The sequence below is a fragment of the Nocardia sp. NPDC006630 genome, from assembly GCF_040611495.1.
In the GTDB taxonomy this organism is placed as follows: Bacteria; Actinomycetota; Actinomycetes; order Mycobacteriales; family Mycobacteriaceae; genus Nocardia.
In genome coordinates this window covers 510,515-537,232 of the sequence record NZ_JBEXOK010000005.1, presented here as the reverse complement: position 1 = coordinate 537,232, position 26,718 = coordinate 510,515, and the positions used below count along the sequence as shown (strand labels likewise).

Here is a 26,718-nt window from a genome sequence, read left to right as displayed (position 1 = left end):
GACCCCACCTGCGCCGAACACCCGGCAATGGACGAGTCGGCGTGCCGGACCCGACCCCGCGCGCCTATTTGTCGACTGTGTCCTGCGTCTCCATAGGGCAGATTGGCTGCCGACCCATCCGGTGACGCGCAGGGAGTTGAGCAGATGTTTCGCGGAGCAGCGATCGGCACGCTGGACGAGGATCGAATCGACGCCGCCCCGCGGCTCGAATTCGATTCGATCGATGCGCGGCGGCCCGGAGCGCGGCTGGTGTGGCGCGGTGTGCCCGCCTCGCTGACCGAGCTGATCGATATCTTCTCCGCCCTGGGCCTGCACGTCACCGCACACGATGTGCACAGCGACGGCGCGGACACCGTGCACCGATTCACCTTCCGCCCCACGGCTTTCGAACTGACCGAACCGACCGCCGAACTGCTGTCCGAGGCGTTCGTCGCCGCGGCCACCGGGGTGCTGGAGATCGACGGCTTCATCGGTTTGATCGGCGCGGCCGGTCTGACCTGGCGCGACGCCCTGCTGATCCGGGCGGCCTGCCGGTACCTGCGGCAGGCCGGACTCCGGCTCGGCGGACCGACGATGACCGAGATCCTCACCGTCCATGCACAATTCGCACGCGCGTTCGTGGAACTGTTCCGCGCCCGCTTCGATCCGTCCGGCGGCGGCGATATCGACGCGGCGGATGCGGAGGCGCGCCGGCGGCTCGAGGCCGCGACCACGCTGCCCGAGGATCAGCTGCTGCGCGGCCTGCACACCTTCTGCGCAGCCGTGTTGCGCACCAATTGGTTCCAGCCGAGCCGCCTGGTCGCCGCCTTCAAGATCGACCCGTCTCGCCTGTCGGTCTCGGGCCCGATCACGCCGTATCGCGAGATCTTCGTGCACGCCAGGCAGGTGGAGGGCAGCCATGTGCGCGGCGGCGTCATCGCGCGCGGCGGCCTGCGCTGGTCCGATCGCGCCGACGATTTCCGCACCGAGGTGCTGGGCCTGATGAAGACCCAGACGGTGAAGAATTCGGTGATCGTGCCGATGGGAGCCAAGGGCGCCTTCGTGGTTCGCGGCCCGATCGCCGATCCCGCAGCCGTCTCGAACGCCTACGCGGCCTTCACCGGCGGCCTGCTCGATGTCACCGACAATATTGTGGACGGCACGATCGTCCCGCCCGCACATACCGTCGTCTACGACGATCCGGACCCGTACCTGGTGGTCGCCGCGGACAAGGGCACCGCCCGCTTCTCGGACCTGGCCAACAGCATTGCGATGGCCCGCGCCTTCTGGCTCGGCGACGCCTTCGCCTCCGGCGGTTCCACCGGATACGACCACAAGGCCCTGGGCATTACCGCCCGCGGCGCCTGGTGCTCGATCCGCCAGCATTTCGCCGAACTCGGCGTGGACCCGGACACCCAGCCGTTCACCGTGGCCGGTATCGGCGATATGTCCGGTGATGTCTTCGGCAACGGAATGCTCGAGACCGACCGGATCCGGCTGGTGGCGGCCTTCGACCACCGCCACATCTTCCTCGACCCCGATCCCGATCCCGAACTCTCACACCGGGAACGGGGCCGCCTGGCCGGACTCGACCGCAGCAGCTGGGCCGACTACGACCGGGCCGTCATCTCCGAGGGCGGCGGCGTCTGGCCACGCTCGGCGAAATCGATTCCACTGTCCCCGCAGACACGGCGGCTGCTCGGCGTCGAGGCCACGAAACTCCCTGCGCACGAGGTCATTCAGGCCATTCTGAGCGCGCAGGTTGACCTGCTGTTCAACGGCGGCATCGGCACCTATGTGCGGTCGAGCGGCGAACTCGACTCCGAGGTAGCGGATCCGACCAATGACGATGTGCGGGTGACCGCGGATCGACTGCGCTGCAAGGTGATCGGCGAGGGCGGCAATCTCGGTCTCACCCAGCGCGCACGAATCGAATTCGCCCGGGCGGGCGGTAGGGTGAACGCCGATTTCATCGACAATGCCGCAGGGGTGGCCACCTCCGATCGCGAGGTCAATCTCAAGATCGCACTGGCGTCCGCGGTGACCGATGGCCTGGTGACCGAGCCGGAGCGCGATCGCCTGCTCGCCGCCAATGCGAACGAGGTGGCCCGCGCGGTCCTGGCCGACTGCGACCGCCAGGCCCTGGCCATCAGCCTGGCCGAGGCCCATGCCCCGTTCCTGATCGACCGGCACGGCCGTTTGATCGAAAACCTGGAGCAGGCAACGGATCTGGATCGTTCCGCCGAGTTCCTGCCCGCCCCGGCCGAACTCAGCGCCCGCCGTCGCGCCGGAGCCGGTCTGGTCCGTCCGGAGATCGCGGTGCTGCTCGCCATGGCCAAGAATCTGGTCCGCGAGGAACTGCTCGCCTCCGATGCGCTCACGGATCCGGTGGTCGCGGGAACGCTGGCGGGCTATTTCCCCGAGAATTTCCGCACCCTGCTGGGTGAGCGGCTGCGCGAGCATCCGGTGGCCCGCGAGATCGTGGCCGTCTCCGCGGCCAATCAGGTGATCAATCGGGTCGGCCCCGGCATGATCCACCGCCTGGACGAGCGGTTCGGTGCGGGCACCCCGCAGATCGTGCTGGCCTGCACGGTCGTCGATACCGTGCTGGATGTCGACCGCTGGTGGCGCGATGCGCTCGCGCTGCCGGGCGTCACCCCGCAGCTGCGGATGAGTGTGCTCAACGGTATTCAGGACGCCGTCGAGCAGTCCACCGCCTGGCTGCTGGCCAAGCGCACGGCCGCGTCCTGGTCTGCGGAGATAGAACTGCACGCCCCGGTGGTCGCCGAGCTGATCGCGGTACTCCCCCGCCCCGGCGGCCATCCCGGCCGCGATCTGGCGAATCTGCAACTGCTGGCACAGGCACTGCCGCTGAGCGATACCGCCCGGCGCACCGGCCTGCCGGTCGCCCTGATCGCACAGACGTATCGGGAACTCGGCGAGTCCATCGGACTCGATTGGCTGGCAAGAACTTTCGCGATGACGCCGACCGGCGACCACTGGGAGACGCTGGCCGCCGCCGTCCTGGCCGACGAATTGCAGTCCCGCTGGCACGCTTTGGCGGCCGCGGTGCTGGCGAACGCCAGACCGAGCGACTCCGCGCACGATCTCGTGACAGCCTGGCGGGCCACACCGGCCGCGGCGCGACTGCTGGATCTGGTGGGTCAACTGCGCCGCTCCGCGGACGCCGATATCGCCCGATTGTGCGTGGTGAACGCGGAATTGGCCGCGGCGGCCGGGATCAGCGGCGGGCGATGATCGCCAGCAGCAGTTCGGCCCGCACCCGCGCCACATCCAGCTGACACCCGAGCACCGATTCGATCTTCGCGACCCGGCTGCGCAGGGTGTGCCGGTGCACACCCAGCGCGGTGGCCGCGGTCTCCCACTGACCGTGCGCCTCCAGATAGGCGCGCAGTGAGGCGATGAGATCGGTGCCGTGCCGCTCGTCGTAATCGGCGAGCGGCGCCAGCATGGCCTCCGATATCGCGCCCAGCATGCGCTGGGCCTCCGGAAGCGTCAGCAGCGTCTGCCCGGCGAGCGAGGCGAGTTCCAGCGGGCGGCCACCGGGCAGGGCGGCGGAGGACGCCAATTCGGCATGTTCGATGGCTGTGGCGAAGCGCCGCAACAGATGTGGCGCGCTGAGCCCGGCCCGAATGGCCGTGCGCACCTCGTCGGGCATGGCCGCCAGCAGCTGCTCGGCCGCCTCCTCGGTATCGGAACCGGGCAGCAGCACCGCCACCCGATCACCCGAAATGCGCGCGAACAGTTGCCGGTTGTGCGGATGCAGCTGCTCGTCAACGGCTTCGGTCACCCGTACTGCCGCCTCCGGCGAATCGCACCACAGCACCAGGGCACGGACCCGCCCGGAGCGATCCGCGGCCGGAGCGAGATGCCGCCACAGCGTTTCGAGATCGCCCGGCTCGTCCAGCAGCATGGCGATGGCCTGAGAGTTCAAGTGGTTCTGCGCGATTCGCAGCCGGGCCGGCTTTTCGAAGTCCAGGGCCAGCAGCGAACTGGCATGTCCGAGCAGTACCTGATCGACCGAGCTGAGCGGCGTGGCGGTCACCACCGCCAGATGCCCGTGCACGGTCTGCCCAGCCGTAATGGCTTGCAACGCAATGATTTGCCCTGAAGCGGTGTGAATGACACCGCTACCCACACCGTCACCGCGAGTGCTGAGGAATTCGCCGATCCGCTCGGCGACCTCGGCCGTGGCCCGACCCGGATGCGAGTCCGATATCGCACCGTCCGCACCGGCGACGACCACGGTGGCCGACAGTGCCGCCGACAGCTCCCTGATCACCGCGCCCATGCCCTGGATGGCCGCCCGGGTCATGCGCGGCTGGGCACGAGAGGCCCGCAGCACCTTCTCGTACTCCTGCTCGGCCAGCCGCTGCATGACCTTCTTGGTGATGGCCCCGAACGGTGTCGGCAGCGGCACCTCGAACAGCGGCAGCCCGAGCGCATCGGCCGCCTCGACCAGATCCGCGGGCACCGTTTCGTGTGAGAGCCCGACGCCGAATCCGACGCCCGCGACCCCCGCCGCATCGAGTTCCGTCAGATAGCGCAGCCGGTCCGCGCCACTGAGCGGCAAACCCATACCGGTGGTCAGCACCAACTCCCCGCCGGAGAGCCACTGCTGCGGTTCGGTGAGCTCGGAGGTGAGGGCCATCGTGATATTGCGCCCGAGCCCGGCACTGCCGCCTTTGAGCGCCAGATTCAGCTCGGGCTGGGACAGCACCCACCGGACCGGAATTCCCGTACTCACAGCGCTCCTACAGCAAACTGGACAAAACGTCGAAACTAGATTCTGCCGCCACTCCGATCCGGCAGGTGACGCGGGGGTGTGTCGCACAGCACACTGGCTTGCAATCGAGCAATACCGGAACCCAGGGAGAACTCGCACACATGACGACGCAGCTGCTTCGCAACTACATCGACGGCCGGTTGGTCGCCGCCACCGCGTCGGAGTCGTTCGAATTGATCAGCCCGGTCGACGAGACGGTGACCGGCCGCAGCCCGATCTCCGATGCCGCCGATATCGACGCCGCCGTGGCCGCCGCCCGGCGCGCCTTTCCGGCCTGGCGCTCCGCCACGCCCGGCCAGCGACAGGCCGCACTGCTGAAACTGGCGGACGCCCTGGAGTCCCATTCCGACGCGCTGGTCGAGGCGCAGTGCCGCGATACGGGCCAGCCCAAGCATCTGGTCGCCTCCGAGGAGGTGGCCACCGGAGCCGATCACCTGCGCTTCTTCGCGGGGGCCGCGCGCCTGCTGGAGGGCAAGTCCGCCGGCGAGTACATGACCGGATTCACCTCATACGTGCGCCGCGAACCGGTCGGTGTGATCGGTCAGGTGACCCCGTGGAACTACCCGCTGATGATGGCGATCTGGAAGATCGGCCCGGCGCTGGCCACCGGAAACACCGTGGTGCTCAAGCCGAGTGACACCACACCGGGCAGCACGCTGCTGCTGGCCGAGCTGTCGAAGGGCATCCTGCCCGACGGCGTACTCAATGTCGTGCTCGGCAATGCCGCCAGTGGCGCTGCGCTGGTGAGCCATCCGGACCTGGACATGGTGGCCATCACCGGTTCGGTGCGGGCGGGCATCGCGGTGGCGACCGCGGCGGCCGAGCAGGTCAAGCGCGCACATCTCGAACTCGGCGGCAATGCCCCGGTCGTGGTGTTCGGGGACGCCGATCTGGCGCTGGCCGCCGACCGCATCGGTGATGCCGCGTTCTTCAACGGCGGCCAGGACTGCACCGCCGCGACCCGGGTGCTGGTGCACGAGTCGGTGCACGACGATTTTGTCGATGCCCTGACCAAGAAGGCGCAATCGGTGCGACCGGGCCTGCCCGACGATGTGGACGCCGCCTACGGCCCGCTGAACAATATTCGCCATTTCGAGTCCGTCACCGGCAAACTCGCCGCGCTCCCCCCGCACGCCACCGTGCGCACCGGCGGCAATCGGATCGGCGATACCGGTTTCTATCTCGCCCCGACCGTGGTCACCGGTGTGCGCCAGGACGATCCGATCGTGCAGGAGGAGATTTTCGGCCCGGTCATCACCGTGCAGACCTTCGCCGACGAGGCCGAGGCGATCCGGCTGGCCAATGATGTCGTCTACGGCCTCGCCTCCAGCGTATGGACGCGTGATCACGGTGTGGTGCAGCGCGTTTCGGCCGCCCTGGACTTCGGCGCGGTGTGGGTCAACTGCCATATCCCGCTGGTGGCGGAGATGCCGCACGGCGGATTCAAGCGCTCCGGCTACGGCAAGGACCTGTCCGCCTACGGCGTCGAGGACTACACCCGCATCAAGCATGTCATGAGCGCGCACGACTGATTTCCGAGTCGTCCCCAATCCCTCTTCCGCAGAAAGACTTTCATGACCGAGATCAGCTACCGGCTCCCGCAGCGGCGGGAACTGCACACCGCCCTGCCGGGCCCCCGCTCACAGGAATTGGCGCTGCGGCGCAAGGCCGCCGTCGCGGCCGGCGTCGGCTCGACCGTGCCCGTGTACGCGGCGGACGCGGACGGCGGCGTCATCGTGGACGTGGACGGCAATTCGCTCATCGATCTGGCCGCCGGCATCGCGGTCACCAATGTCGGCGCCTCGCATCCGAAAGTCGTTGCGGCGGTGCGTGACCAGGTGGAGAAGTTCGCGCACACCTGCTTCATGGTGACCCCGTACGAGGCCTACATCCAGGTCGCCGAACAGCTCGCGGAGCTGACCCCGGGCGATCACGAGAAGCGCAGCGTGCTGTTCAACTCCGGCGCCGAAGCGGTGGAGAACGCGATCAAGGTGGCGCGCCTGGCCACCGGCCGCACCGCCGTTGTCGCCTTCGATCACGCGTACCACGGCCGCACCAACCTGACCATGGCGCTGACCGCGAAATCCATGCCGTACAAGGCGCATTTCGGCCCGTTCGCCCCCGAGGTCTACCGGATGCCGATGTCCTACCCGTTCCGTGACGGCGGACTCGACGGCGCCGCTGCGGCACGCGAGGCGATCTCGCGGATCGAGAAGCAGATCGGCGCGGATTCGGTCGCCGCCGTGATCATCGAACCGATCCAGGGCGAGGGCGGATTCATCGTTCCCGCACCGGGATTCCTGCCCGCCCTGGCCGAGTGGGCGCGCGCCAATGGCGTGGTGTTCATCGCCGATGAGGTGCAGACCGGCTTCGCCCGCACCGGCGACTGGTTCGCCTGCGATGACGAGGGCGTGGTCCCCGACATCATCACCATGGCCAAGGGTATTGCGGGCGGTATGCCGCTCTCGGCCATCACCGGCCGCGCGGAGCTGCTGGACGCGGTGCACGCGGGCGGTCTGGGCGGCACCTACGGCGGCAATCCGGTGGCCTGCGCCGCCGCACTCGCCGCCATCGAGGCCATTCGCGACCATGATCTGCCCGCCCGCGCCCGCCATATCGGCGAGGTGGCGCTGGCGCGTTTCGCTGAACTGGCACAGCAGGTTCCGGCCATCGGCGACGTGCGCGGCCGGGGCGCCATGCTGGCCCTGGAGTTCGTCCGCCCCGGCACCACCGAACCCGATGCCGCCTTCACCGCCGCTGTCGCGGCCCGCTGCCTGGAGCAGGGTGTCATCACCCTCACCTGCGGCACGTTCGGCAATGTGATCCGCCTGCTGCCGCCGCTGGTGATCAGCGACGACCTACTCGACGAGGCGCTGACGGTGTTGTGTACCGCCATCAGCGATCTCGCCGCCTGATCGAGGGAAGACGATGTCCGAGTTCGACCGTATTCGCGCGAAGATCCCCACCGGCCTGTGGATCGACGGCGCAGCCGTTCCCGCCGCCGGCGGCGGGACCTTCGCGGTCACCGATCCCGCCACCGGCCATCTGCTCACCGAGGTCGCCGATGCCGGGCGCGCGGACGCCCTGCGCGCCCTCGACTCCGCCTGCCGGGTCCAATCCGAGTGGGCCGCAACGGCTCCGCGCGAACGCTCGATGATCCTGCGCCGCGCCTGGGAGATCCTGATGGATCGCACCGAGGATCTGGCGCTGCTGATGACCTCGGAGATGGGCAAGACCCTCCCGGAGGCACGCGGCGAGGTCGCCTACGGCGGTGAGTTCCTGCGCTGGTTCAGCGAGGAGGCCGTCCGCATCGGCGGCCGGTACACCGAGGCGCCCGCGGGCAATGGCCGCATTCTGGTGACTCAGCAGCCGGTCGGCCCGTGCCTGGCCATCACGCCGTGGAACTTCCCGCTGGCCATGGGTTCTCGCAAGATCGCGCCGGCGCTGGCCGCCGGTTGCACGGTGATCGTGAAGCCCGCCGAGGACACTCCGCTCACCATGCTGGCTCTCGCCGATATCTTCGCCGCGGCCGGACTTCCGGCCGGTGTGCTGTCGGTGCTGCCGAGCAGCGACGCCGCGGGCGTCACCGCACCCCTGCTCGCGGACCCGCGCCTGCGCAAGGTGACCTTCACCGGTTCCACCCGGGTCGGCAAGCTGCTGCTGCGCCAGGCCGCCGACACCGTGCTCCGCACCTCGATGGAACTGGGCGGCAATGCCCCGTTCATCGTGTTCGAGGATGCCGATCTGGATCAGGCGCTGGCCGGTGCGATGGCGGCGAAGATGCGCAATGGCGGTGAGGCGTGCACCGCGGCAAACCGCATCTACGTACACAATTCGATCCGCGCCGAATTCGCCGCCCGGTTGGCCGAGAAGATCGGCGCACTGCGCGTCGGCCCCGGCCACGAGCCGGGTGTAGAGCTGGGACCGCTGATCAACGAGCGGCAGCGCACCACCGTCACCGCCCTCGTGGACGATGCGGTCGCGGCCGGAGCCGTGGTCCGCACCGGCGGTAAGCCGATCGACGGACCCGGCTGGTTCTTCCAGCCCACCGTGCTCGACGAGGTGCCGCGCACCGCCCGCATGCACCGCGAGGAGATCTTCGGCCCGGTCGCCGCCGTCTACGGCTTCGATACCGAGGACGAGGTGGTCGCGGCCGCCAATGACACCGAATTCGGTTTGGCCGCTTACTTTTACACGCAGAATCTGGATCGGGTGCTGCGCGTGTCCGGCGCTCTCGAAGCCGGCATGGTCGGCGTCAATCGCGGCGTCATCTCCGATCCGGCGGCTCCGTTCGGCGGCATCAAGCAGTCCGGTCTGGGCAGCGAGGGCGGGTCCGAGGGGATCAGCGAATACCTCGACACCAAGTACGTCGCGCTCACGCACTGACGTCCGGCACACCGGCCCCTGCGCCGGACAACGTGCCCACCCGATCGTCCGGTGATCGGTTCTCTCCACTCAGTACCAGGAGCCTGCATGCTCGTGCAGAACGCCCCCGAGGCCCCGCCGCACAGCGATAAGGGATTGGCAACCAACAAGCTCGGCACTCTCGCCGGCGCCGTCCTGAGCATCGCGTCCATCGCGCCCGCCTACACCACGACGGCCAGCATGGGCCTGATCGTGGCGGCGGTCGGCCTGAAGATGCCCGCGCTGCTCATCGCCGGATTCATTCCGATGTTCCTGGCGGCCTACGCCTATCGCGAGTTCAGCGCCGAAACCCCCGACTGCGGCGCCTCGTTCACGTGGTCGGCGCGGTCGCTGGGCCCCTATATCGGCTGGATGGCCGGGTGGGGTTCGGTGATCGCGGTGGTGATCGTGCTGGCCAATATCGCCGCGGTGGGTGCGGAGTTCCTGTACCTGTTCATCGGGCGGGTGGTGCATTCGGAATACATCGCCACGCTGGGCGATAACAAGCTCATCAATATCGCGACCACGCTGGCATTCCTGGCGGCGGCCGGCTGGGCGGCCAGCCGCGGGATCAGTTCCAGTGAGCGTGCCCAGTATGTGCTGGTCGGCTTCCAGCTCGCGGTGCTGCTGCTGTTCGCCGGTGTCGCACTCGCCAAGGCCATGACCGGGGACGCGCCGTCCGGACTGAGCTTCAGCATGGACTGGTTCAACCCGCTCACCGGACTTACGCTGGGCGCCTTCGCGATCGGCCTGATCGGCTCGGTATTCATGTACTGGGGCTGGGACACCGCGCTCACGCTGGGCGAGGAGTGCAAGGATCCCAAGCGCACGCCGGGCCGGGCCGGGCTGCTGTCCATTCTGACCGTGCTGGGCACCTATCTGCTGCTGGCCGTCGCGCTCATGTGGTACGCCGGTGTCGGCGATACCGGTGTCGGCCTAAGCAATCCGGGCACGGCCAGCAATGTGTTCGGCGCACTGGCCCAGCCGGTCATGGGCGGTGCGGGCGAGCTGCTGCTGTTCCTCGCCGTACTGGTCTCCACCATTGCCAGCCTGCAGGCCACCTTCCTGCCCGCGGCACGCGCCATGCTCGCCATGGGCACCTTCAAGGCGCTGCCGAGCCGCTTCGCCACCGTCCATCCGACGTATCAGGTGCCGCGCTTCGGGACCGCGGTCGCCGCGGTGGTCGCGGGCGGTTTCTACGCGGTGACAGCGCTGCTCTCGCAGCATGTGCTGCTGGATACCATTGCGGCCCTGGGCATCATGATCTGCTGGTACTACGGCATCACGGCCTTCGCCTGCGTCTGGTACTTCCGCAGGCAGTGGTTCGCCTCGGCGCGGGACTTCATGTTCAAGCTGCTGTTCCCGCTGCTCGGCGGCACCATGCTGCTGGTGGTCTTCACCATCTCCGTGCGCGAGAGCCTCAAGCCCGAAGTCGGGAGTGGCGCTTCGATTTTCGGTATCGGCCTGGTGTTCTATCTCGGCTTCGGGATTCTCGCGCTGGGCGCGGTGCTGATGCTGATCATGCGCTGGCGGCAGCCGGAGTACTTCCGCGGGCAGACCCTCCCCCGGGCGATTTCCGGCGACCCCATGCCCGTGCCTGCCGAACCGCACCTGAGCACGCTGTAGCGAAACCCGCTTCCGCCCAACCACTTCGACGATCAGATCCGGAGTAGCCGTGAACGTCATCACCTGTTTCGAACCGCCGGTCTCGCATGCGCGAGTCGCCGATCCGGTACGCCCGCCGCTGCGGGTCGCCCTCATCCAGCACCGTTGGCAGGACGATGCCGCGGCCCTGCAGGCCGAACTGCTCGAGGGCATAGCCCAGGCGGCCGCAGCGGGAGCCAAGGTGGTCTTCCTGCCCGAGATCACCTTGAGCAAGTACCCGGCGTTCGTGCGCGGCGGCGAGAACCCGGGTGCGAACGCCGAGGAGCTGACCGGCGGCCCCACCTTCACCTTCGCAGCCAAGGCGGCGATCGAGCACGGCATCTTCGTGCACGCCTCGCTGTACGAGCGCGCCGAGCAGGGCGACGGCCTGGGATACAACACCGCGATCCTGGTGTCCCCCACCGGAGAACTGGTCGGCCGCACCCGCAAGCTGCACATTCCGATCAGCGACGGGTACTACGAGGACACCTACTTCCGCGCCGGCCCGGCCACCGACGAGGCCTACCGCCCGCACAGCCATCCGGATCTCGGCGACGCCCGCATCGGCATGCCGACCTGCTGGGACGAGTGGTTCCCGGAGGTCGCGCGCATGTACTCGCTGGCCGGGGCGGACCTCATCGTCTACCCGACCGCCATCGGCTCCGAGCCCAGCTTCCCCGCCTTCGACACCCAGCCGCTGTGGCAGCACGTGATCGTGGGCAATGGCATTACCGCCGGCACCTTCATGGTGGTGCCCAACCGCTTCGGCGATGAGGGCGAAATCACCTTCTACGGTTCGTCTTTCATCTCCGATCCGTACGGCCGCATCCTGGTGCAGGCGCCGCGCGACGAAGCCGCGGTGCTGGTGGCCGATCTGGACCTCGATCAGCGCAAGGACTGGCTGGCCCTGTTCCCGTTCCTGGATACCCGCCGCCCCGACACCTACGACCGCCTGACCGCGCCGGTGGATCACGCGAACCCGTTCGGGCGGGCGTGATGACCTCGGACGGGATCACGCAGTGGCGCATGCCCGCCGAGCACGCGCCGCACCGCCGCACCTGGATGGCCTTTCCGCCGGTGGGTTCGGAAATCACCGCGACCCCCGAGGCCGTCGATGAGGCTCGCACGGCATGGACCGCCGTAGCGCACGCCGTCGCCGAGTTCGAACCGGTCTCGATGGTGGTGGACCCCGCCGATACCGCGGCTGCCCGCCGAATGCTCTCCGGCGCAATCGATATCGTCGAAGCTCCGCTGGACGATGCCTGGATGCGCGATATCGGCCCGACCTTCGTGCACGCCGCCGACGGATCCGTCGCGGCCGTCGACTGGGTCTTCAATGGCTGGGGCCAACAGGATTGGGCCCGCTGGGACAATGACCGGCAGATCGGCAGGGTCGTCGCCGCGGCGGCCGAAGTGCCGGTCATCGATTCACCGCTCGCGAACGAGGGCGGCGGCATCCAGGTGGACGGTGCCGGAACGGTCATCGTCACCGAGACGGTGCAGTTGGACCCCTACCGCAATCCGGGGCTGAGCAAGGAGCAGGTGGAGGCCGAACTCCGGCGCACCCTCGGCATCGATACCGCGATCTGGCTGCCGCGTGGCCTGTGGCGCGATTCGCAGCGTTTCGGCACCCGCGGGCACTCCGATATCGTCGCCGCGCTGCCGTCACCGGGTGTGGTCCTGGTGCACGATCAGCGCGATCCGGCCCATCCCGATCACGCTCTCAGCGACGAGATCATGAAGCTCTTCGCCACCGAGACCGCCTCCACCGGAAAGCCTTTCGAGGTCGTTCCGTTGCCCGCCCCGCGCGTCCTGCGAGACGAGGAGGGTTTTGTCGACTACAGCTATATCAATCACTACGTGTGCGATAGCGCGGTGATCCTGTGCGGGTTCGACGATCCGAACGATGCCGAGGCGGCCGCGGTACTGGCCGAGGTCTATCCCGGCCGCACCATCGTCACCGTGGACGCCCGGCCCATCTTCGCCCGTGGCGGCGGTATCCACTGCATTACCCAGAACGAGCCGCTGCCGGTTCGCTGATCAGTCCCGCAACTTGCAATAGCTGAGGAGCTTTCGTGTCTGTCATCACCCGTGACGTTGTTGTCATCGGCGCCGGACCGTCCGGTCTGACCGCCGCCGTGGAACTGCACCGGGCCGGGCTGTCGGTGGCCGTGCTCGAGGCGCGCGAGCGTGTCGGCGGCCGCACCCGGACCGGCGATATCGACGGCGCGATGATCGAGATCGGCGGCCAGTGGCTGTCCCCGCATCACACCGCCGCACTGGAATTGGTGCAGGAGCTCGGCCTGAAGACCTTCTCCCGCTATCGCGACGGCGAGTCGGTATATCTGGCCGCGGACGGCGTCCGGCACCGCTTCACCGGTGACGTCTTCCCGGCGCCCGAGGCGACCTCGAAGGAGATCGACCGGCTGCTGGGACTGCTGGACGAGCTGGCCGCGGCGGTCGGCGCCGAAGAGCCGTGGGCGCATCCGCAAGCGGCAGAACTGGATTCGGTGCCGTTCAGCATCTGGCTGGAGGGGCAGTCCGCGGACGAATACGCCCGTGAGACGGTCGCCTTCTATGTCGCCGGCGCCATGCTGACCAAGCCCGCACACACCTTCTCGACCCTGCAGGCGCTCCACATGGCCGCCGCCCAGGGCTCTTTCACCAATCTCGCGACCGACACCTTCATGCTCGACAAGCGCGTCGTCGGCGGTATGCAGCAGGTCTCGCAGCGGCTGGCCGAGGTCATCGGCGATGATCTGCACCTGAACTCCCCGGCTCGGCGTATCCAGTGGTCCGACAACGGCGTCACCGTCTTCGCCGACGGCGATCTCGAGGTGCGTGCCGGTCAGGTCATCCTGGCGGTACCGCCGAACCTGTACTCGTGCATCAGCTTCGACCCGCCGCTGCCGCGCCGTCGCCACCAGATGTACCAGCACATGTCCTTCGGATTCGTGGTCAAGGTGCACGCGGTCTACCCGACCCCGTTCTGGCGCGAAAACGGTTTATCTGGAACAGGTTTCAGTGATACCGATATGGTCTCGGAGATCTACGACAACACCAACCACGGCATGGACAACGGCGCGCTGGTCGGTTTCATTGCCCACGAGCAGGCCGACGCGTTCTTCGCCATGGACGCCGCCCAGCGCAAACAGGCCGCACTGGACTGCCTGGTCCGCTACCTGGGCCCCGAGGCCGCCGACCCCGCCGTCTACTACGAATCCGACTGGGGCGCAGAGGAATGGACGCGCGGCGCCTACGGCGTCAGCTTCGACCTCGGCGGTATGACCCGCTACGGCCACGACCATCGCGACCCGGTCGGCCCCCTGCACTTCGCCTGTTCGGACCTCGCGGGCCACGGCTTCCAGCACGTGGACGGCGCGATCCGCATGGGCCGCCGAGCCGCCGGCGCCATTGTGGCAGCACGCCTGCCCTGAATCGACACGCCCGAAGAATAGAAAACGCGGTCCGGACCACCCTCGGGTCCGGACCGCGTTTTCATTTCCGCCTACCAAGCGGGAAGTCGACGCCTTCCGGCGAGCACATCACGCACGAGATCATCGTAGGCATCGGACAATTCAGCCAAATGGTGCCAAGTGCCGTGCAGCATTTCATCATTGGCGTCGAGGGTCATCAACGCGTGGTGTGCGCGAATAGACGCCTCGGCCAATCTATCTATGACCGATCCGACCGTTTCGGTGTGCAACGTGGCGCCCAGCCGATGCTGGGGCACGGAGCGCACGATCCAATCGTCAATGGCCATCACCAATTCGATGCGCCGCCGCTTGTTCTCGATAATGGCGGTCGGATCGGTTTCCGGCCCGGTGCCACCGCGTCCCACCACGCGTCGCTCGTGCAGCACCGCGAGGTCATGGGCGAACCACAGCAGTGGTCCGCCGACGACGCGATGACCGCGGCACGCGCGCAAAAGTAGGTCCGAAGTCGGCAATAGGCCGGACGTTAGCGCTTGTGAACCGACGTCCGCATACTGATCGGACATGTCGGGCAATGCCACAACGACCGTATTAGATGTCTCCGAACCAGCCACGCTGCCTCACGTTCATCGACGTACAACACCGCATTCAGGACGTTCATTACAATAAACCTCAGAATGTGCCTGTCAAGCCTTACACGGCGATTCGGCACCCGGAGTAGACTTCGGGGCCTTGAAGCAACAACCGAGGAGCGAGATGGCGGACGGTCCGAGATACCAACGGATCGCAGACCTCCTCCGCGAGGAGATCCGCGCCGGCAAGTGGAACCCGGGCGATCGACTACCAAGCCACAATGAGCTGGCCGATCAGATGCAGGTCTCGATCACCACCGCTCGCAATGCGATTCAGCTCCTGGTTGCCGAAAACCTGGTGTACACAGCGACTTCCCGCGGCACCATTGTGCGCAGCCAGGAAGTGCTGGAATCGGTTGTCACCAACCACATTCGCCCCGATCGGCCCCGTGCTGCCCACGATATCTTCGTGGAAATCGCGCGGGCCGCCGGCCGGGAGCCGTCCAAACAGTTCAGCGCGCGCATGGAACCGGCGAGTCCGGAGGTCGCGCACTGGCTGGGTGTGCAGCGTGATGCGTGGGTGGTCTCGCGCACCGTCATGCAGTATCTGGATAACGAGCCGTGGTCGTGGGAGGTCAGCTTCTATCCGCGAGATCTGGCGGAGGCCACCGGAATCGACGTGCCCCACGACATTCCGGAGGGCACGACACGCCGACTCGCCGAGCGTGGTTTCGCGGAAACCGCGCATCGGGATACCGTCGTCGCGCGCCCAGCCACTGCTGAGGAGGCGGCCGTGCTCGGTGTCGGGCCCGGCACCATCCTGCTCGATCACCTGCGGATCGGCGCAAACCATGAACGCATCACCCGCGTCACCCGCCATCGATCCACGGCGGCCCGCAACCGTCTGGCTTACGAGCTGGGCGACGACCCAGGTACGGATATCATTCGCAAAACTCTCGGCGCCCCACCGCCGCCCGGCAATTCCCACTCCTTCGAGAGTTCCCTGCTACCCGGCTCACCATGACACCGCATCTACGCCCGGCTCATCATTCAGACATAGGAACCATCACCCGGTTCCGGCTCCAACGCACCAGCTGGCTGGCAGCCCGCGGTAGCGATCAGTGGACCCGGGCCGGCCGAGGTCTGCCCATCGAGACCTTCGTCCGGTCCGTGGCCCGCGCCGTCCGCAATGGCGAGACGTGGATGGCCGAGATCGACGGTGAGCCCGCCGGCACGATTACCGTGAACGACCGTGCCGACGAAGGCCTTTGGTCGCCGGGCGAAATCGCCGAGGCCGTGATCGTGCACTACATGATCGTGGATCTCCGCTTCGCCGGCCACCGCATCGGTCATGCCCTGCTGGAGCACGCGGCGACCCTGGCTGCGCAAAGCAACCGGGACTGGGTCCGCCTGGATGCCTGGACCACCAATGGCGGCCTGCACGACTACTACATCCGGGCGGGCTTCCGCCAAGCCCGCTTCGCCGGGCCCGAAGCCACCGGTCCGTCGGGCGCGCTCTTCGAACGGCCAACCGCCAGCTGGCTTTCCACCCGCAAGCTCCACCCCGAGCCCCTCCCCCTCGCGGCGCACCCACAACTCCACGCGGGCTGAGAGCGCCCTACCGCGCGAGATGACCTCGCTCGAGCTCGCGCAGGATGTCAGGCGCCCGATCTCGCACGGCATGTCACTGCTCGAACTCGCGCAGGATGTCACTGCTCGAACTCGCGCAGGATGTCACTGCTCAAGCTCTCGCGGGATCACTGCTCGAGCTCTCGCGGGCACTGCTCGAGCTCTAGCAGGAGGTCACGGCGACAGCTCAGCGCTTGACGTTGTCGAAGATCCCGTCGGCCAGATCTTCGGCGGCACTGCACAAGTCGTCGGTGTCGGTCGCGCCCGCGCGGCCTGCCATGGTGACGCGGATGTGCCCGTAGGAAGTCGGCCACTGCACGAAGCAGACCGCGAACCCCCGATCATCACCGCGCCCGTCACCGTCACGCTCATGCGAGGTCTCGCGTCCGCTGACCCCGTTCCCGACCCGAACATTCCGCGCGCCCGGATCAGCCTGCATGAATTCCGTGCTGATCGACACCTTCGCAGTGACGTGCGGCTTACCCGACGTCTCCCAACTACAGGTGCGATCGTCCGATGTGGTTGTCGGATCGCTGGATTCGCCGAGGTCCGACCGCCGCCGCAACTCCGGCGTGACCAGCTGGCACGGATCCTGCAGCTGCGCCGCGGCCATCGCCGTCGTGGTCGGCGCCGCAGGTACGACAGGTACGAATGTGGTCGGGGGCGGCGCGGCAACAGTGGCGGGCGCCGCCGCATGCCGGACGCCACCGTCCGTCTTCCCGGAATGGTTGATCGCGAGCACCGCGACTGCCAAGACGACGATTCCGCCGGTGAACACCGCGCTGACAACCTTCCACGGCGCCCGCTGAGACCGCTTGCCGCTGAACTCCTTCCGCGCGGAATCGTGCGAGTGCGAGTCCGGACCGGCGGACGCGGTGGTGACTCCGAACCCATCGCGCGATTCCCTGCGCGTAGCACTCCCGCCGGTGTCCATCCGCGACGTACCGGCGAACGGCGACGACGCGGTACTCACCTTGGTCTCGCCATACCCCTGGGTCTCGCCGTGTCCCTTGATCTCGCTGTACCCGTTGTTGTCGCCGTAACCGCTGTCGCCGTAATCGCTGTCGGCGTGCCCGCTGTTGTCGCCGTAACTGTTGTCGCCGTAGCCGTTATTGTCGGCATACCCGGCACCCGGGGCTCCCACCCGAGCTAGCGCGACCCCCGCAGCTTCGACGAATTGCGCGCAATCGTCATACCTGTCGCCCGGATTCTTGGCCAGCACCCGAGCCAGCACCTCATCCAGCTCAGTGGGCAGATCCGGCCGCACGTCGGTGATCCGCGGCGGCGGCGCATTGATATGCCCCATCATCACAGCCAGCGGTTGCGCTCCGCGATAAGGGTTTTCGCCGGTCAAGAGCCGGTAGAACGAGCACCCGAGACTGTAGACATCGCTGCGAGAGTCCAGCGGTTCCCCCGACAGCTGCTCCGGCGACGCATAAGCCACGGTCGCCAGAAAGGTCCCGGTACGAGTCAACTGACTGTCGTCATCGGAAGGCTTCGCAATCCCGAAATCGGCCAGCAGTACCCGCTCCTCACCCCTCTCCTGCGGCGCAAGCAGGAAGTTGGCGGGTTTGACGTCCCGATGCAGCAGCCCACTCCGGTGGGCATAATCCAGCCCCTTACCGATCTCCCCCACAATCCGAAGCGCCCGACCAGGACTCATCGCCTCCGGATCAAGCTCCAGCGCGGTAGCAGCATCCGTCCCGTTCACATACTGCAGCGCAATCCACAGATACCCCCGATCCTCCCCCTTGTTCTGCACCGCCACCACATTCGGATGATCCAGCCCCGCAGCCAGTTTCGCCTCCCGCTCGAACCGAGCCCGATACTCCGGATCGAACGCCAACTGCGGCCACAACACCTTCAGCGCGACATACCGCCCCAACGTGGGATGTTCAGCCAGATAAACCGTCCCCATCCCCCCACTACCGAGCGTCCGCTCGATCCGGTAGCCGCCCAGGATAGTTCCGGTCCCGATGATCACGTGTACCCCTTCCTCCCCGGCAGACTACAGACCCGGGAGATTCGCGACCTGAACCATTTCCGGGGCACGGGTGATCAGCATGCCTGGACCAGGTGGCAGGTCCGACAAACGGATGAGAGCGACGGGCCGATGCACCTCGGACGTGGACATCGAGTGTTGCTTGGCCTTTGGGCCGAGGTCGCCGGCCCGGCTGATGACAAATACGACCATCGCGCTGATTGCGACACCCAAAACCACGATTCCGACGACTTTCCACCCGTTGAACAGCGGTGGTGGCCTGTTGTCGAGCACCTCGGTGATCTCGGCTTCGGCTGGCGTCACCACGCCGCCCTGGTCGGCCATCGGTCGCGCAAATTGTGGAGGGCCGGCCGGATTCCGCATTGTCACCGCGCTTCTCGGAACCGAAGTAGCGAGAGCTGTCGCCGCTGCCTCGCAGAACTGGGCACAGGTGGCAAAGCGTTCAGCCGGGTCCTTGGCCAGCACTCGTGCCAGCACGTCGTCCAGCGCGGGCGATAGGTCGGGTCGAATATCGGTGATGCGAGGTGGCGTCTCGTTGAGGTGACCCATCATCACGGTCAGCGGTTGTGTTCCGGGATAGGGGTTTTGGCCCGTCAACAGGCGGTAGAAGGAGCAGCCCAGGCTGTAGACATCGCTTCGGGAGTCGAGGCGGCCGCCGGATAGTTGTTCGGGTGACGCGTAGGCGACGGTGGCGAGAAATGTTCCGGTGCGGGTGAGTTCGGTGCCCTCCCCGGAAGGCTTGGCGATTCCGAAATCTGCGAGGAGTACCCGCTCTTCACCGTGCTGCTGGGGCGCCAGCAGAAAGTTGGCCGGCTTGACGTCGCGGTGCAGCATGCCCGCCCGGTGCGCATGGTCGAGACCTTTGCCGATCTCCGCAACGATTCGCAGTGCCCGGGCAGGAGTCATGCCCGCAGGCTCGCGCTCGAGTGCGGTGGCGGCGTCCGCGCCGTTCACGTACTGCAGCGCGATCCACAGACAGCCCTGGTCCTCGCCTCGGTTCTGGACCGCCACGATATTCGGATGATCCAGCGTCGCCGCGAGTTTCGCTTCCCGTTCGAAGCGGGCACGAAACTCCGGGTCCGTGGCCATATGCGGCCATAGGACCTTCACCGCGTCGTAGCGCGGCAAGTTGGGATGTTCGGCCAGGTAGACCGTCCCCATCCCGCCGCTGCCCAGGGCTCGCTCGAGCCGGTACCCGCCGAGTACCGCACCGGGGCCGATGATCATTGTCTACAGCCCCGGGAGGTCGGCGATTTGCACCATCTCCTGACCACGGACACGCGAAGCCAGAATGCCGCGGCCCGGAGGCAGCTTCATGGGACGGACGTCGCCGATGACCTTGCCCTCATCACGCGGACCGGACATGAGGAGGGCGTCGACCGTCATGTTCTTCATCGCGCCGAGAACACCGTCGTAGAGGGCGCGGCTGACGCCACCCATGCGGCGGGTGACGATTACGTGCATGCCGATGTCGCGGGCTTGCGGCAGATATTCGACCAAGGGGGCCAAGGGATTCTGGAGGCCGCCGGTGGCGACCATGTCGTAATCGTCGACGATGATGTAGATCTCGGGGCCACTCCACCAGCTGCGATCGCGCAGCTGCTGCGGCGTGATGTCGGAACCCGGAATGCGCTTGGAGAGGTAGTTCACGACCTCCATGATCATTGCGCCGCTGGTCTGTGAGGATGTCGAATATCCGGCCAGCTGATCGCCTTCCAGCGCACCGAGCAGGGTGCGGCGGTAGTCGATGAGGATGACGCGGGCCTGGTCCGCGGTGGAACTTTCGGAAATGCCACTGATGATGTTGCGCAGCAGCGTGGTTTTGCCGCTCTCGACGTCGGCGAAGGCCATGAGGTGGGGATCGGCGCTGAAATCCAGTGCCAACGGCCGCAATTCGGCCTCGCCGATGCCGACGACAATCTTGGTGGGCCCCTGCTGGATGCCATGGGCGCGCGCCAGTTGCAGAACCTGATCACGGGGAATGTTCAACGGCAGCATACGAACTTCGGGGGCGCGCCGGTCGCCGTAGAGGGCCGTCATCTGGGTTCGGGCGGCAGTCACGCTCTCGGCGAGCGAGGTCGGGTCGGTATCGGAGTCCAAGCGCGGCAACGCGATCAGCAGATGCAGCTGATCGGCCGTGATACCACGGCCTGGCTTGTTGAGCGGGACATTCACCGCCACACGCCGGCCCATCTCCGAGTCGGAAGGGTCACCGAGCCGTAGCTCGATACGAGTGCCGATCATATCCTTCATGGCAGGCCGGATCTCCGCCCACCGGTTCGCACCGAGGACGACGTGAATGCCGTACGAAAGCCCCTGAGCGGCAAGACCATTGATCTGCGCTTCCAGGGTATCGAACTCCTCTCGCATAACGAGCCAGCCGTCGATGACCAGGAATACGTCGCCGAAGTTGTCCCTCAGCACCGGGTCGTCGGTCGCGCCCGCGGCCAGGGCGGCATGCTTGCGCCGCCGGAAATCGGCCATCGACTCGATGCCGAGTTGGGCGAACCGCTCCTCTCGCTGCTGTAGCAGCGTGACCAGTTCGGCAATGGTGCGGCGCACCCGGTCCGGGTCGATCTTGCTGGCAACCGAGCCGACGTGCGGCAGTCCCGCAAGGCCCGCCATGCTGCCGCCACCGAAGTCGATGCAGTAGAACTGCACCTGCTCGGGCGTGTGGGTAGCCGCGGCGGCCATGATGATGGTGCGCAGCGTCGTCGACTTACCCGCCAGCTTGCCGCCGACAACCGCGATATTTCCCTGCGCGCCGGCGAGATTGATATTGAGCACATCACGACGCTGCTCGTACGGCTTGTCGATGATGCCGATCGGCATCCACAGCTGGCCGTGCCGGTTGACCGGCGAACGCCAGTCCGGGTCCGGCAGCAGCATGTCGACCGTGGGCGATTCATCCAGCGGCGGGAGCCACACCTCGTGGGCGGGACGGCCATGCCCGGTCAGGCGTTTGACCACAACCTGCAGCAGGCTGTCGGGGATGCCCTCATCGGCGGCAGGCGGCGGGGGCGGCAGCAGGTCCAGCGGATCGAACGGGGATTCCGGCAGCGCCAGCATCTCGACCGGTCCGGCGGTGAATTCGCGCGGCGGAGCCTCGGCGACCTCACGGCCGTCCGCCTGGCGGGCGGTGCGTGGTGCGACATAGGGCCCGGACACGTAGGTTGCGTTGAACCGCAGCGGATCCGAAGAGTCGCTCTTCAGGTAGCCGGAGCCCGGGATACCCGGCAGGTGGTAGGCATCGGTGATGCCCAGTACGGCGCGGGATTCATTGGCGGAGAACGTGCGCAGGCCGATTCGGTAGGACAGGTGCGAGTCGAGGCCGCGCATCTTGTTCTCTTCCAGCCGCTGTGAGGCGAGCAGGAGGTGCACGTGCAGGGATCGGCCGAGGCGGCCGATCATGACGAACAGGTCGGCGAAATCCGGCTTCTGCGAGAGCAGTTCGGAGAACTCGTCGATAACGACGAACAGTGCGGGTAGCGGGTCGAGCGGCACACCAGCGGAGCGCGCCTTCTCGTATTCGGTGACATTCGCGAAATTGCCCGCGGTGCGCAGGAGTTCCTGGCGGCGGTTCATCTCGCCGGCGAGCGCGTCACGCATACGGTCGACGAGGGAGAGCTCTTCCTCGAGGTTGGTGATGACGGCCGCGACATGCGGCAGCGGATCCATACCGAGGAACGTCGCGCCACCCTTGAAGTCGACCAGCACCAGGTTCAGCTGATCCGGAGAGTGCGTGGCGACCATCGAAAGCAGCAGCGTGCGAAGGAATTCCGACTTACCCGAACCGGTGGCGCCGATGCACAGGCCGTGCGGCCCCATACCGTTCTCGGCCGATTCCTTGATATCGATCTCGACGGGCGTGCCGTCGGGTGTGATGCCGATCGGCACCCGCAGTCGCTCACGCCCCTGACGCGGCCGCCACACCTTGGCCGGATCAATCTGCGCGGCATCCGGAATCTTCAGCAGCGACATGAGACCCGGATCGCTGGTACTGGTGTTGTCGCCGAGGCTGACGATCTGCGCGGCGGTCGCAATGCGGAAGCGAGCGAGGCTGCGCGAGAAGGCCTCCGCCTCCGCCAGACTCACCTGGTCAGCAGTGGCGAACTTCTCGGTACCGGCGGCGCTCTTAGCGAAGACATCCCCGCCGGAGGCGACCAACTGCAACCCACGGCGCGCCGCAAGACTGTTCTCGGACGAGCTGAGGTCGATCACCGTCACCGCATCCAGCCCGGATTCGCTGATCAGCCGCTCGGTACCGCTCACATATCCGTCGTCGATCACCACGACCAGATGTAAGCGCCCCGCGGTCGGCTGCGGATTACGCATGAACCGCCCGCGCTCGAGCAGATCGTCGGCGAGCGCCGTCTCCAGCTCGCCGAGCGAACGGTAGATCATGCGCGCCGCGCCCATACCGTCACGCTGCGACGTATGTTGCAGGTGCGGAAGCCATTTCGCCCAGGACCAGTTCGCCGAATCGGGATCGGCGCACACGATGGCGACGGCGACGTGATCCGGCCCGTGGAAAGCGGTGAGCTCGATCAGCATGGCCCACACCATGCTTCGCGTATCCGCCGCCGGTCCCTCGACATTGATCGCGGGGAACGCCCGCAGCGACACCGCGGTCGGCAGATGATGCACAACGGAGTGTGTACGCACGAACCGGCGCAGCGCCACGGTGGACACCGGCTCCAGATCCTCCAGCGGCCCGGTCTCCGGCCGCGCGAGTTTCGCTGCGAGCCGGTGCGTTCCGATCCCGACCCGCACATGCCCGAAGTCCGGATCATTGGGCCGCCGCTCCCACATGCGCCGCGTGCCGACTACCGACAGCAGGTCAGCGGGCTCCGGATGACTCCAGACCAGCGTCTCCAACTGCTTGAGCGCGGTCCGCCGCACTTCCCGCCGGGTCTGGTCGAGATAGCGAAAGTAGTCCTTGCGCTCCTCATTGAGCTCACCGGCGCTCTTGGCCCCGCCGCTCTTACCCATGAACATGCCCGCCATCGACATGATCATCATCATCGGGAACATCATCATCATCGGGTTGGACAGGATGGATTTACCCATCATGGCCATCATCCCGATCATGCCGATCATGGCGACGATCATCACCACCGGCATGAGCTTGCTCAGCAGCGAACCCGCCACCGCCCGTGGGATTTCCGGCGGCGGCGTGAGCGCCATCTCGCCGCCGGGCGCGCGCGGCGGTGCGATGCGGGGTCTGCGGACGAAACCTTCGGTAGCCATGAGTGTTTCTCCGGTCGTTACGAGTCGAGGTCGGGCAGCTCGTCGTCGCGGCGTGCGCGGCGGAATGGAATCGACAGTGCGAGACCGATTCCCAGCGCGGCGAGGCAGACGAGGGACCCGATGGTGGCGACGAGACGCGGCAGCCGCGCGGGGCCCGCCGGTTTCTCGGGCGCGGGGAAGGCACGGGCCTTATCGGCTCCGGCGCTCACCGGTTGGTCGGGCAGCTGTGCGGTGAGGGCGGCGAGCGGATCGATGAGTCCGTAGCCGATGCGATCGTCGCGCCCGGTGCCGGGACCGTGCGCGGTACGGGTTATCCGATCCATGACCTGCTGTGCGGTCATATCCGGAAACTTGGCACGCACGAGTGCGGCGAGCCCGGCAACGTAGGGCGCGGCGAAACTGGTGCCATTGATCGGCGCCAGACCCGACTGGCCCACAACAGCATTGACCAGTCCGGTACCACCGGGCTTGCTGTCGAGCGAGGTGATATTGCGCCCCACGGCGGCCACATCCACCCACGGCCCGTACAGCGTGAACTTCGACGGACTTCCATCAGGATCGACCGATCCGACCGTCAGCACATACGGGTTGAACCAGGCCGGACTGGCCACGGTTTTCACCTTGCCCCAGCCGTTTTCGTCGTTCTGCGTGCCACATCCGGTGCTGCTGTCCACATTTCCGGCAGCGACCACCACAACCACATTGCGGTCGTAGGCATAGCGAGTAGCGGCACCGAGCGCACCGTCGGCATTGTCGCCTCCCGCTGCGGAACAGGCGACTTCGGAAATATTGATGACCGTCGCACCCATATCGACGGCACGCACCACGGCCGCCGCGAGGGTGAGCATATTGCCGTAGCCGGACGTGCTGATGGCCCCGGGCTGTGAGTCGGTGTTCGCGTCCTTGGCCTTGTAGGCCTCACTGAACTGCCGGATGGCCAAAATCTGAGCATCCGGTGCGACGCCGACAAAGGCATCGTCCGGGCTGGGTTGCGCGGCGATGATGCCCGCGACAAAGGTGCCGTGCCCATCGCAGTCAACCGTGCCGTCGCTATCGGACGAGACGTAGTCACCACCGGCCTGCAGACCGGGCAGCCGCGGATGCCGGTTCACACCGGTGTCGATGACCGCGACCTTCTGCCCCGCACCCCGGCTGAACTGCCATGCCGCGGACAGATCGAGCACCCGCTGCGAAACCGGTTCATCACGCGGCGCAGCGCCGTTCAGCGCGGGTTCGGCGCAGGTCTGCCCCTGCTGGGTGGTCACCAGCGGCGCGGGCTTGCTGCTGAGCGCCTGCGCCTGCCCCAGCGCGCCGAGATCCACGGTCGGCGGCGCCACCGTTTCCAGCGGCCGCGCTGTCGCCGTCCCCTGCGGGCTCAGCAGCGCAACGCCGAGAACGGCTGCGGCACACACTATTCGCGCCCAGCTCCCGGAGAGCGATCTCATATGTTGCGCGCCATCGAGTAGACATCGGCGAGCCACAGCACCAGCGGGACGATCGACACGATCAGGCCGTATTCGAAGATCTCGTTCAAGCGCCGGGTCACCGGAGTCACCTCGATGTGCGGACCGATCACGCCGAACACGATCGCGCCTATGGCGAAGGCGAGCAGCAGTCCGGCCGAGACGAGCAAATTATCTGAATCGTCGAACGCCAGCAGCACCACGAGTGCGATGAAAGTGGCGCAGCCACCGGCGATCAGAACGCAAGCCTGCGTGAGATCCGCGAAGGCGCGGCCCCGCAGGCACAGGATGATGGTGACGACCACCGCGAGCGCAATGCCCTGCCAGCGCGCCGCACCGAGCGGATCAGCGGCCCCGAGCGCACCCGCGGTCGCGCCGATGGCGCTGCCCACCACCATGCCGGTCTGGAAGTGATTGGCGGTGCGAGCACGCAATCCGAGCCCGTGCGCCGACGGCAGTACGGTCGCGCCGATGGCGCCGATGCCTTCGATGGTCGGCCGCGGTTCGTGGTCGGCGGGATCGATGGCCTCACCCGCGGACGGCACCGGCGGCACCGGCAGCCTGGCCAGCATGGCAGCCAGTCGCGGCACCATCGACAGCAGCACGATCGAGGCAACCAGCACGCCCGCAGCGAGTTTCGGCAGGTCGGTGTCCCAGACCATCCGAACCGCGGCGGCCACGCCGAGGAACACGGCGGTGGTGACCACCGCCGCGACAATCGCAGCGCCCGCCCGGACCATCCGATAACCGATGATGGCGACCAGCAGCGCGGCCGAAGCGCCCAGCAGCACATGCGGACTGCCGAGCGAGCCGGGCACCGCCAGCGCGGCGCCACCGAAGGTGAGCAGCAGCAAGCACAGCATGAGCACTGTTGCGGTCAGCTCATCGTCGTATTTGCGTTCGGCGATGATGGCCGCGACCAATGCGCCGATGCCCACGCCCAGCAGCATGATCGGTGCGACAAAGTTGTCGCCCGCACCACGGGATATCGCACCGAGCACCAGCGCGAACACGACCGCCACGATGGCGGCGGACAACCCGGTCCAGCGCGCGGCGCCGGCCGACCAGCCACGGAATTCCTCTGTGGTGAGCCGGGATACGGCATCGATCACATCGTCGAAGAGCGCAGGCGCTTCCTTGGCGGCGACGGATCGCAGCACGAGCAGCTCACCGTCGTAGACCTCGGCGTCATTGAGCGTCTGGCTCGGCGCGATCATGTCGCGACCGAGTTTGGCCAGCGTCCAATGCTGCGGCTGCAGCGGTGTTCCCCCCTCCTCGCCTCCGGTCGGATCCGGATTGCGAGATTCGATGAGCTGCACCAGATCGCCGATGAAAGCGGCGATCGGTGCGTTTGCCGGCAGACCGACGTCGAGCTGGGTATTCCCCCCGATGACGGACACTCGGCACAATTCGGGTTCAGCGGCGCCCAAGCCGCTGATCGACTGTGCGGTCACGTGTTGAACTGCTCCCTCACCCTTAGTAACAGTTGCCGCCCCAGGGCGGTTAACCATAATGTATCCGACTGACCGCTACT

Annotated in this window: 17 protein-coding genes; 10 read left to right on the top strand and 7 right to left on the bottom strand. The window is 67.0% G+C overall.

Annotated elements, in window-relative coordinates:
* The first annotated feature begins 144 nt into the window (after positions 1 to 144).
* Positions 145 to 3,237, top strand: a complete 3,093-nt coding sequence (locus tag ABZX86_RS17405) for an NAD-glutamate dehydrogenase domain-containing protein (RefSeq protein WP_355124544.1) — start codon at positions 145 to 147, stop codon at positions 3,235 to 3,237.
* Here the strand turns inward: ABZX86_RS17405 and ABZX86_RS17400 are convergent.
* Complete coding sequence (locus ABZX86_RS17400) at positions 3,221 to 4,747, bottom strand: PucR family transcriptional regulator ligand-binding domain-containing protein (protein WP_355124542.1); 1,527 nt, start codon at positions 4,745 to 4,747, stop codon at positions 3,221 to 3,223. The genes ABZX86_RS17405 and ABZX86_RS17400 overlap by 17 nt on opposite strands.
* 140 nt (positions 4,748 to 4,887) lie before the next feature.
* Here ABZX86_RS17400 and ABZX86_RS17395 point away from each other — a divergent pair, with 140 nt between their 5' ends.
* The 7 genes from ABZX86_RS17395 to ABZX86_RS17365 all read left to right on the top strand — a co-directional run bounded on the left by ABZX86_RS17395 (position 4,888) and on the right by ABZX86_RS17365 (position 14,271).
* Positions 4,888 to 6,318 (top strand): aminobutyraldehyde dehydrogenase, encoded by a 1,431-nt coding sequence (locus ABZX86_RS17395; RefSeq protein WP_355124540.1) that lies wholly within the window; start codon positions 4,888 to 4,890, stop codon positions 6,316 to 6,318.
* A gap of 42 nt (positions 6,319 to 6,360) precedes the next feature.
* Entirely contained in the window at positions 6,361 to 7,701 is a 1,341-nt protein-coding gene (gene gabT / locus ABZX86_RS17390) for a 4-aminobutyrate--2-oxoglutarate transaminase (protein WP_355124538.1), read from the top strand.
* Positions 7,702 to 7,714: 13 nt separating this feature from the next.
* Positions 7,715 to 9,172, top strand: coding sequence for an NAD-dependent succinate-semialdehyde dehydrogenase (locus ABZX86_RS17385; RefSeq protein ID WP_355124536.1), 1,458 nt, complete (start codon positions 7,715 to 7,717; stop codon positions 9,170 to 9,172).
* 87 nt (positions 9,173 to 9,259) lie between these two features.
* Positions 9,260 to 10,816, top strand: a complete 1,557-nt coding sequence (locus ABZX86_RS17380) for an APC family permease (protein ID WP_355124534.1) — start codon at positions 9,260 to 9,262, stop codon at positions 10,814 to 10,816.
* Between the two features lie 49 nt (positions 10,817 to 10,865).
* Positions 10,866 to 11,831 (top strand): nitrilase-related carbon-nitrogen hydrolase, encoded by a 966-nt coding sequence (locus ABZX86_RS17375; protein ID WP_355124532.1) that lies wholly within the window; start codon positions 10,866 to 10,868, stop codon positions 11,829 to 11,831.
* Positions 11,831 to 12,874 (top strand): agmatine deiminase family protein, encoded by a 1,044-nt coding sequence (locus tag ABZX86_RS17370; RefSeq protein WP_355124530.1) that lies wholly within the window; start codon positions 11,831 to 11,833, stop codon positions 12,872 to 12,874. The genes ABZX86_RS17375 and ABZX86_RS17370 overlap by 1 nt, the downstream gene beginning before the upstream one ends.
* Positions 12,875 to 12,909: 35 nt before the next feature.
* Positions 12,910 to 14,271, top strand: coding sequence for an NAD(P)/FAD-dependent oxidoreductase (locus ABZX86_RS17365; RefSeq protein ID WP_355124528.1), 1,362 nt, complete (start codon positions 12,910 to 12,912; stop codon positions 14,269 to 14,271).
* A gap of 71 nt (positions 14,272 to 14,342) precedes the next feature.
* Here ABZX86_RS17365 and ABZX86_RS17360 read toward each other — a convergent pair whose 3' ends face one another.
* Positions 14,343 to 14,849 (bottom strand): DUF4254 domain-containing protein, encoded by a 507-nt coding sequence (locus ABZX86_RS17360; RefSeq protein WP_327143771.1) that lies wholly within the window; start codon positions 14,847 to 14,849, stop codon positions 14,343 to 14,345.
* Between the two features lie 175 nt (positions 14,850 to 15,024).
* Between ABZX86_RS17360 and ABZX86_RS17355 the strand changes: the two genes are divergently transcribed.
* Both ABZX86_RS17355 and ABZX86_RS17350 read left to right on the top strand, forming a co-directional pair.
* Positions 15,025 to 15,864 (top strand): GntR family transcriptional regulator, encoded by an 840-nt coding sequence (locus ABZX86_RS17355; RefSeq protein ID WP_355124526.1) that lies wholly within the window; start codon positions 15,025 to 15,027, stop codon positions 15,862 to 15,864.
* Between the two features lie 179 nt (positions 15,865 to 16,043).
* Complete coding sequence (locus tag ABZX86_RS17350) at positions 16,044 to 16,451, top strand: GNAT family N-acetyltransferase (protein WP_355124524.1); 408 nt, start codon at positions 16,044 to 16,046, stop codon at positions 16,449 to 16,451.
* A gap of 205 nt (positions 16,452 to 16,656) precedes the next feature.
* Here the strand turns inward: ABZX86_RS17350 and ABZX86_RS17345 are convergent, their stop codons facing one another.
* From ABZX86_RS17345 to eccD, 5 genes are read right to left on the bottom strand one after another with little or no spacing between them, the layout of a single operon-like run.
* Positions 16,657 to 18,453 carry a serine/threonine-protein kinase gene (locus ABZX86_RS17345; RefSeq protein WP_355124522.1) on the bottom strand — a complete coding sequence of 599 codons (1,797 nt, stop codon included), beginning with the start codon at positions 18,451 to 18,453 and terminating at the stop codon, positions 16,657 to 16,659.
* A 24-nt stretch (positions 18,454 to 18,477) separates the two neighbouring features.
* Positions 18,478 to 19,698, bottom strand: a complete 1,221-nt coding sequence (locus ABZX86_RS17340) for a serine/threonine-protein kinase (protein WP_355124520.1) — start codon at positions 19,696 to 19,698, stop codon at positions 18,478 to 18,480.
* Positions 19,699 to 19,701: 3 nt separating this feature from the next.
* Positions 19,702 to 23,721 carry a type VII secretion protein EccCa gene (gene eccCa, locus ABZX86_RS17335; protein ID WP_355124518.1) on the bottom strand — a complete coding sequence of 1,340 codons (4,020 nt, stop codon included), beginning with the start codon at positions 23,719 to 23,721 and terminating at the stop codon, positions 19,702 to 19,704.
* A gap of 17 nt (positions 23,722 to 23,738) precedes the next feature.
* Entirely contained in the window at positions 23,739 to 25,133 is a 1,395-nt protein-coding gene (gene mycP, locus ABZX86_RS17330; RefSeq protein ID WP_355124516.1) for a type VII secretion-associated serine protease mycosin, read from the bottom strand.
* 29 nt (positions 25,134 to 25,162) lie between these two features.
* Positions 25,163 to 26,638, bottom strand: coding sequence for a type VII secretion integral membrane protein EccD (gene eccD, locus ABZX86_RS17325; protein ID WP_355124514.1), 1,476 nt, complete (start codon positions 26,636 to 26,638; stop codon positions 25,163 to 25,165).
* Positions 26,639 to 26,718: the final 80 nt, after the last annotated feature.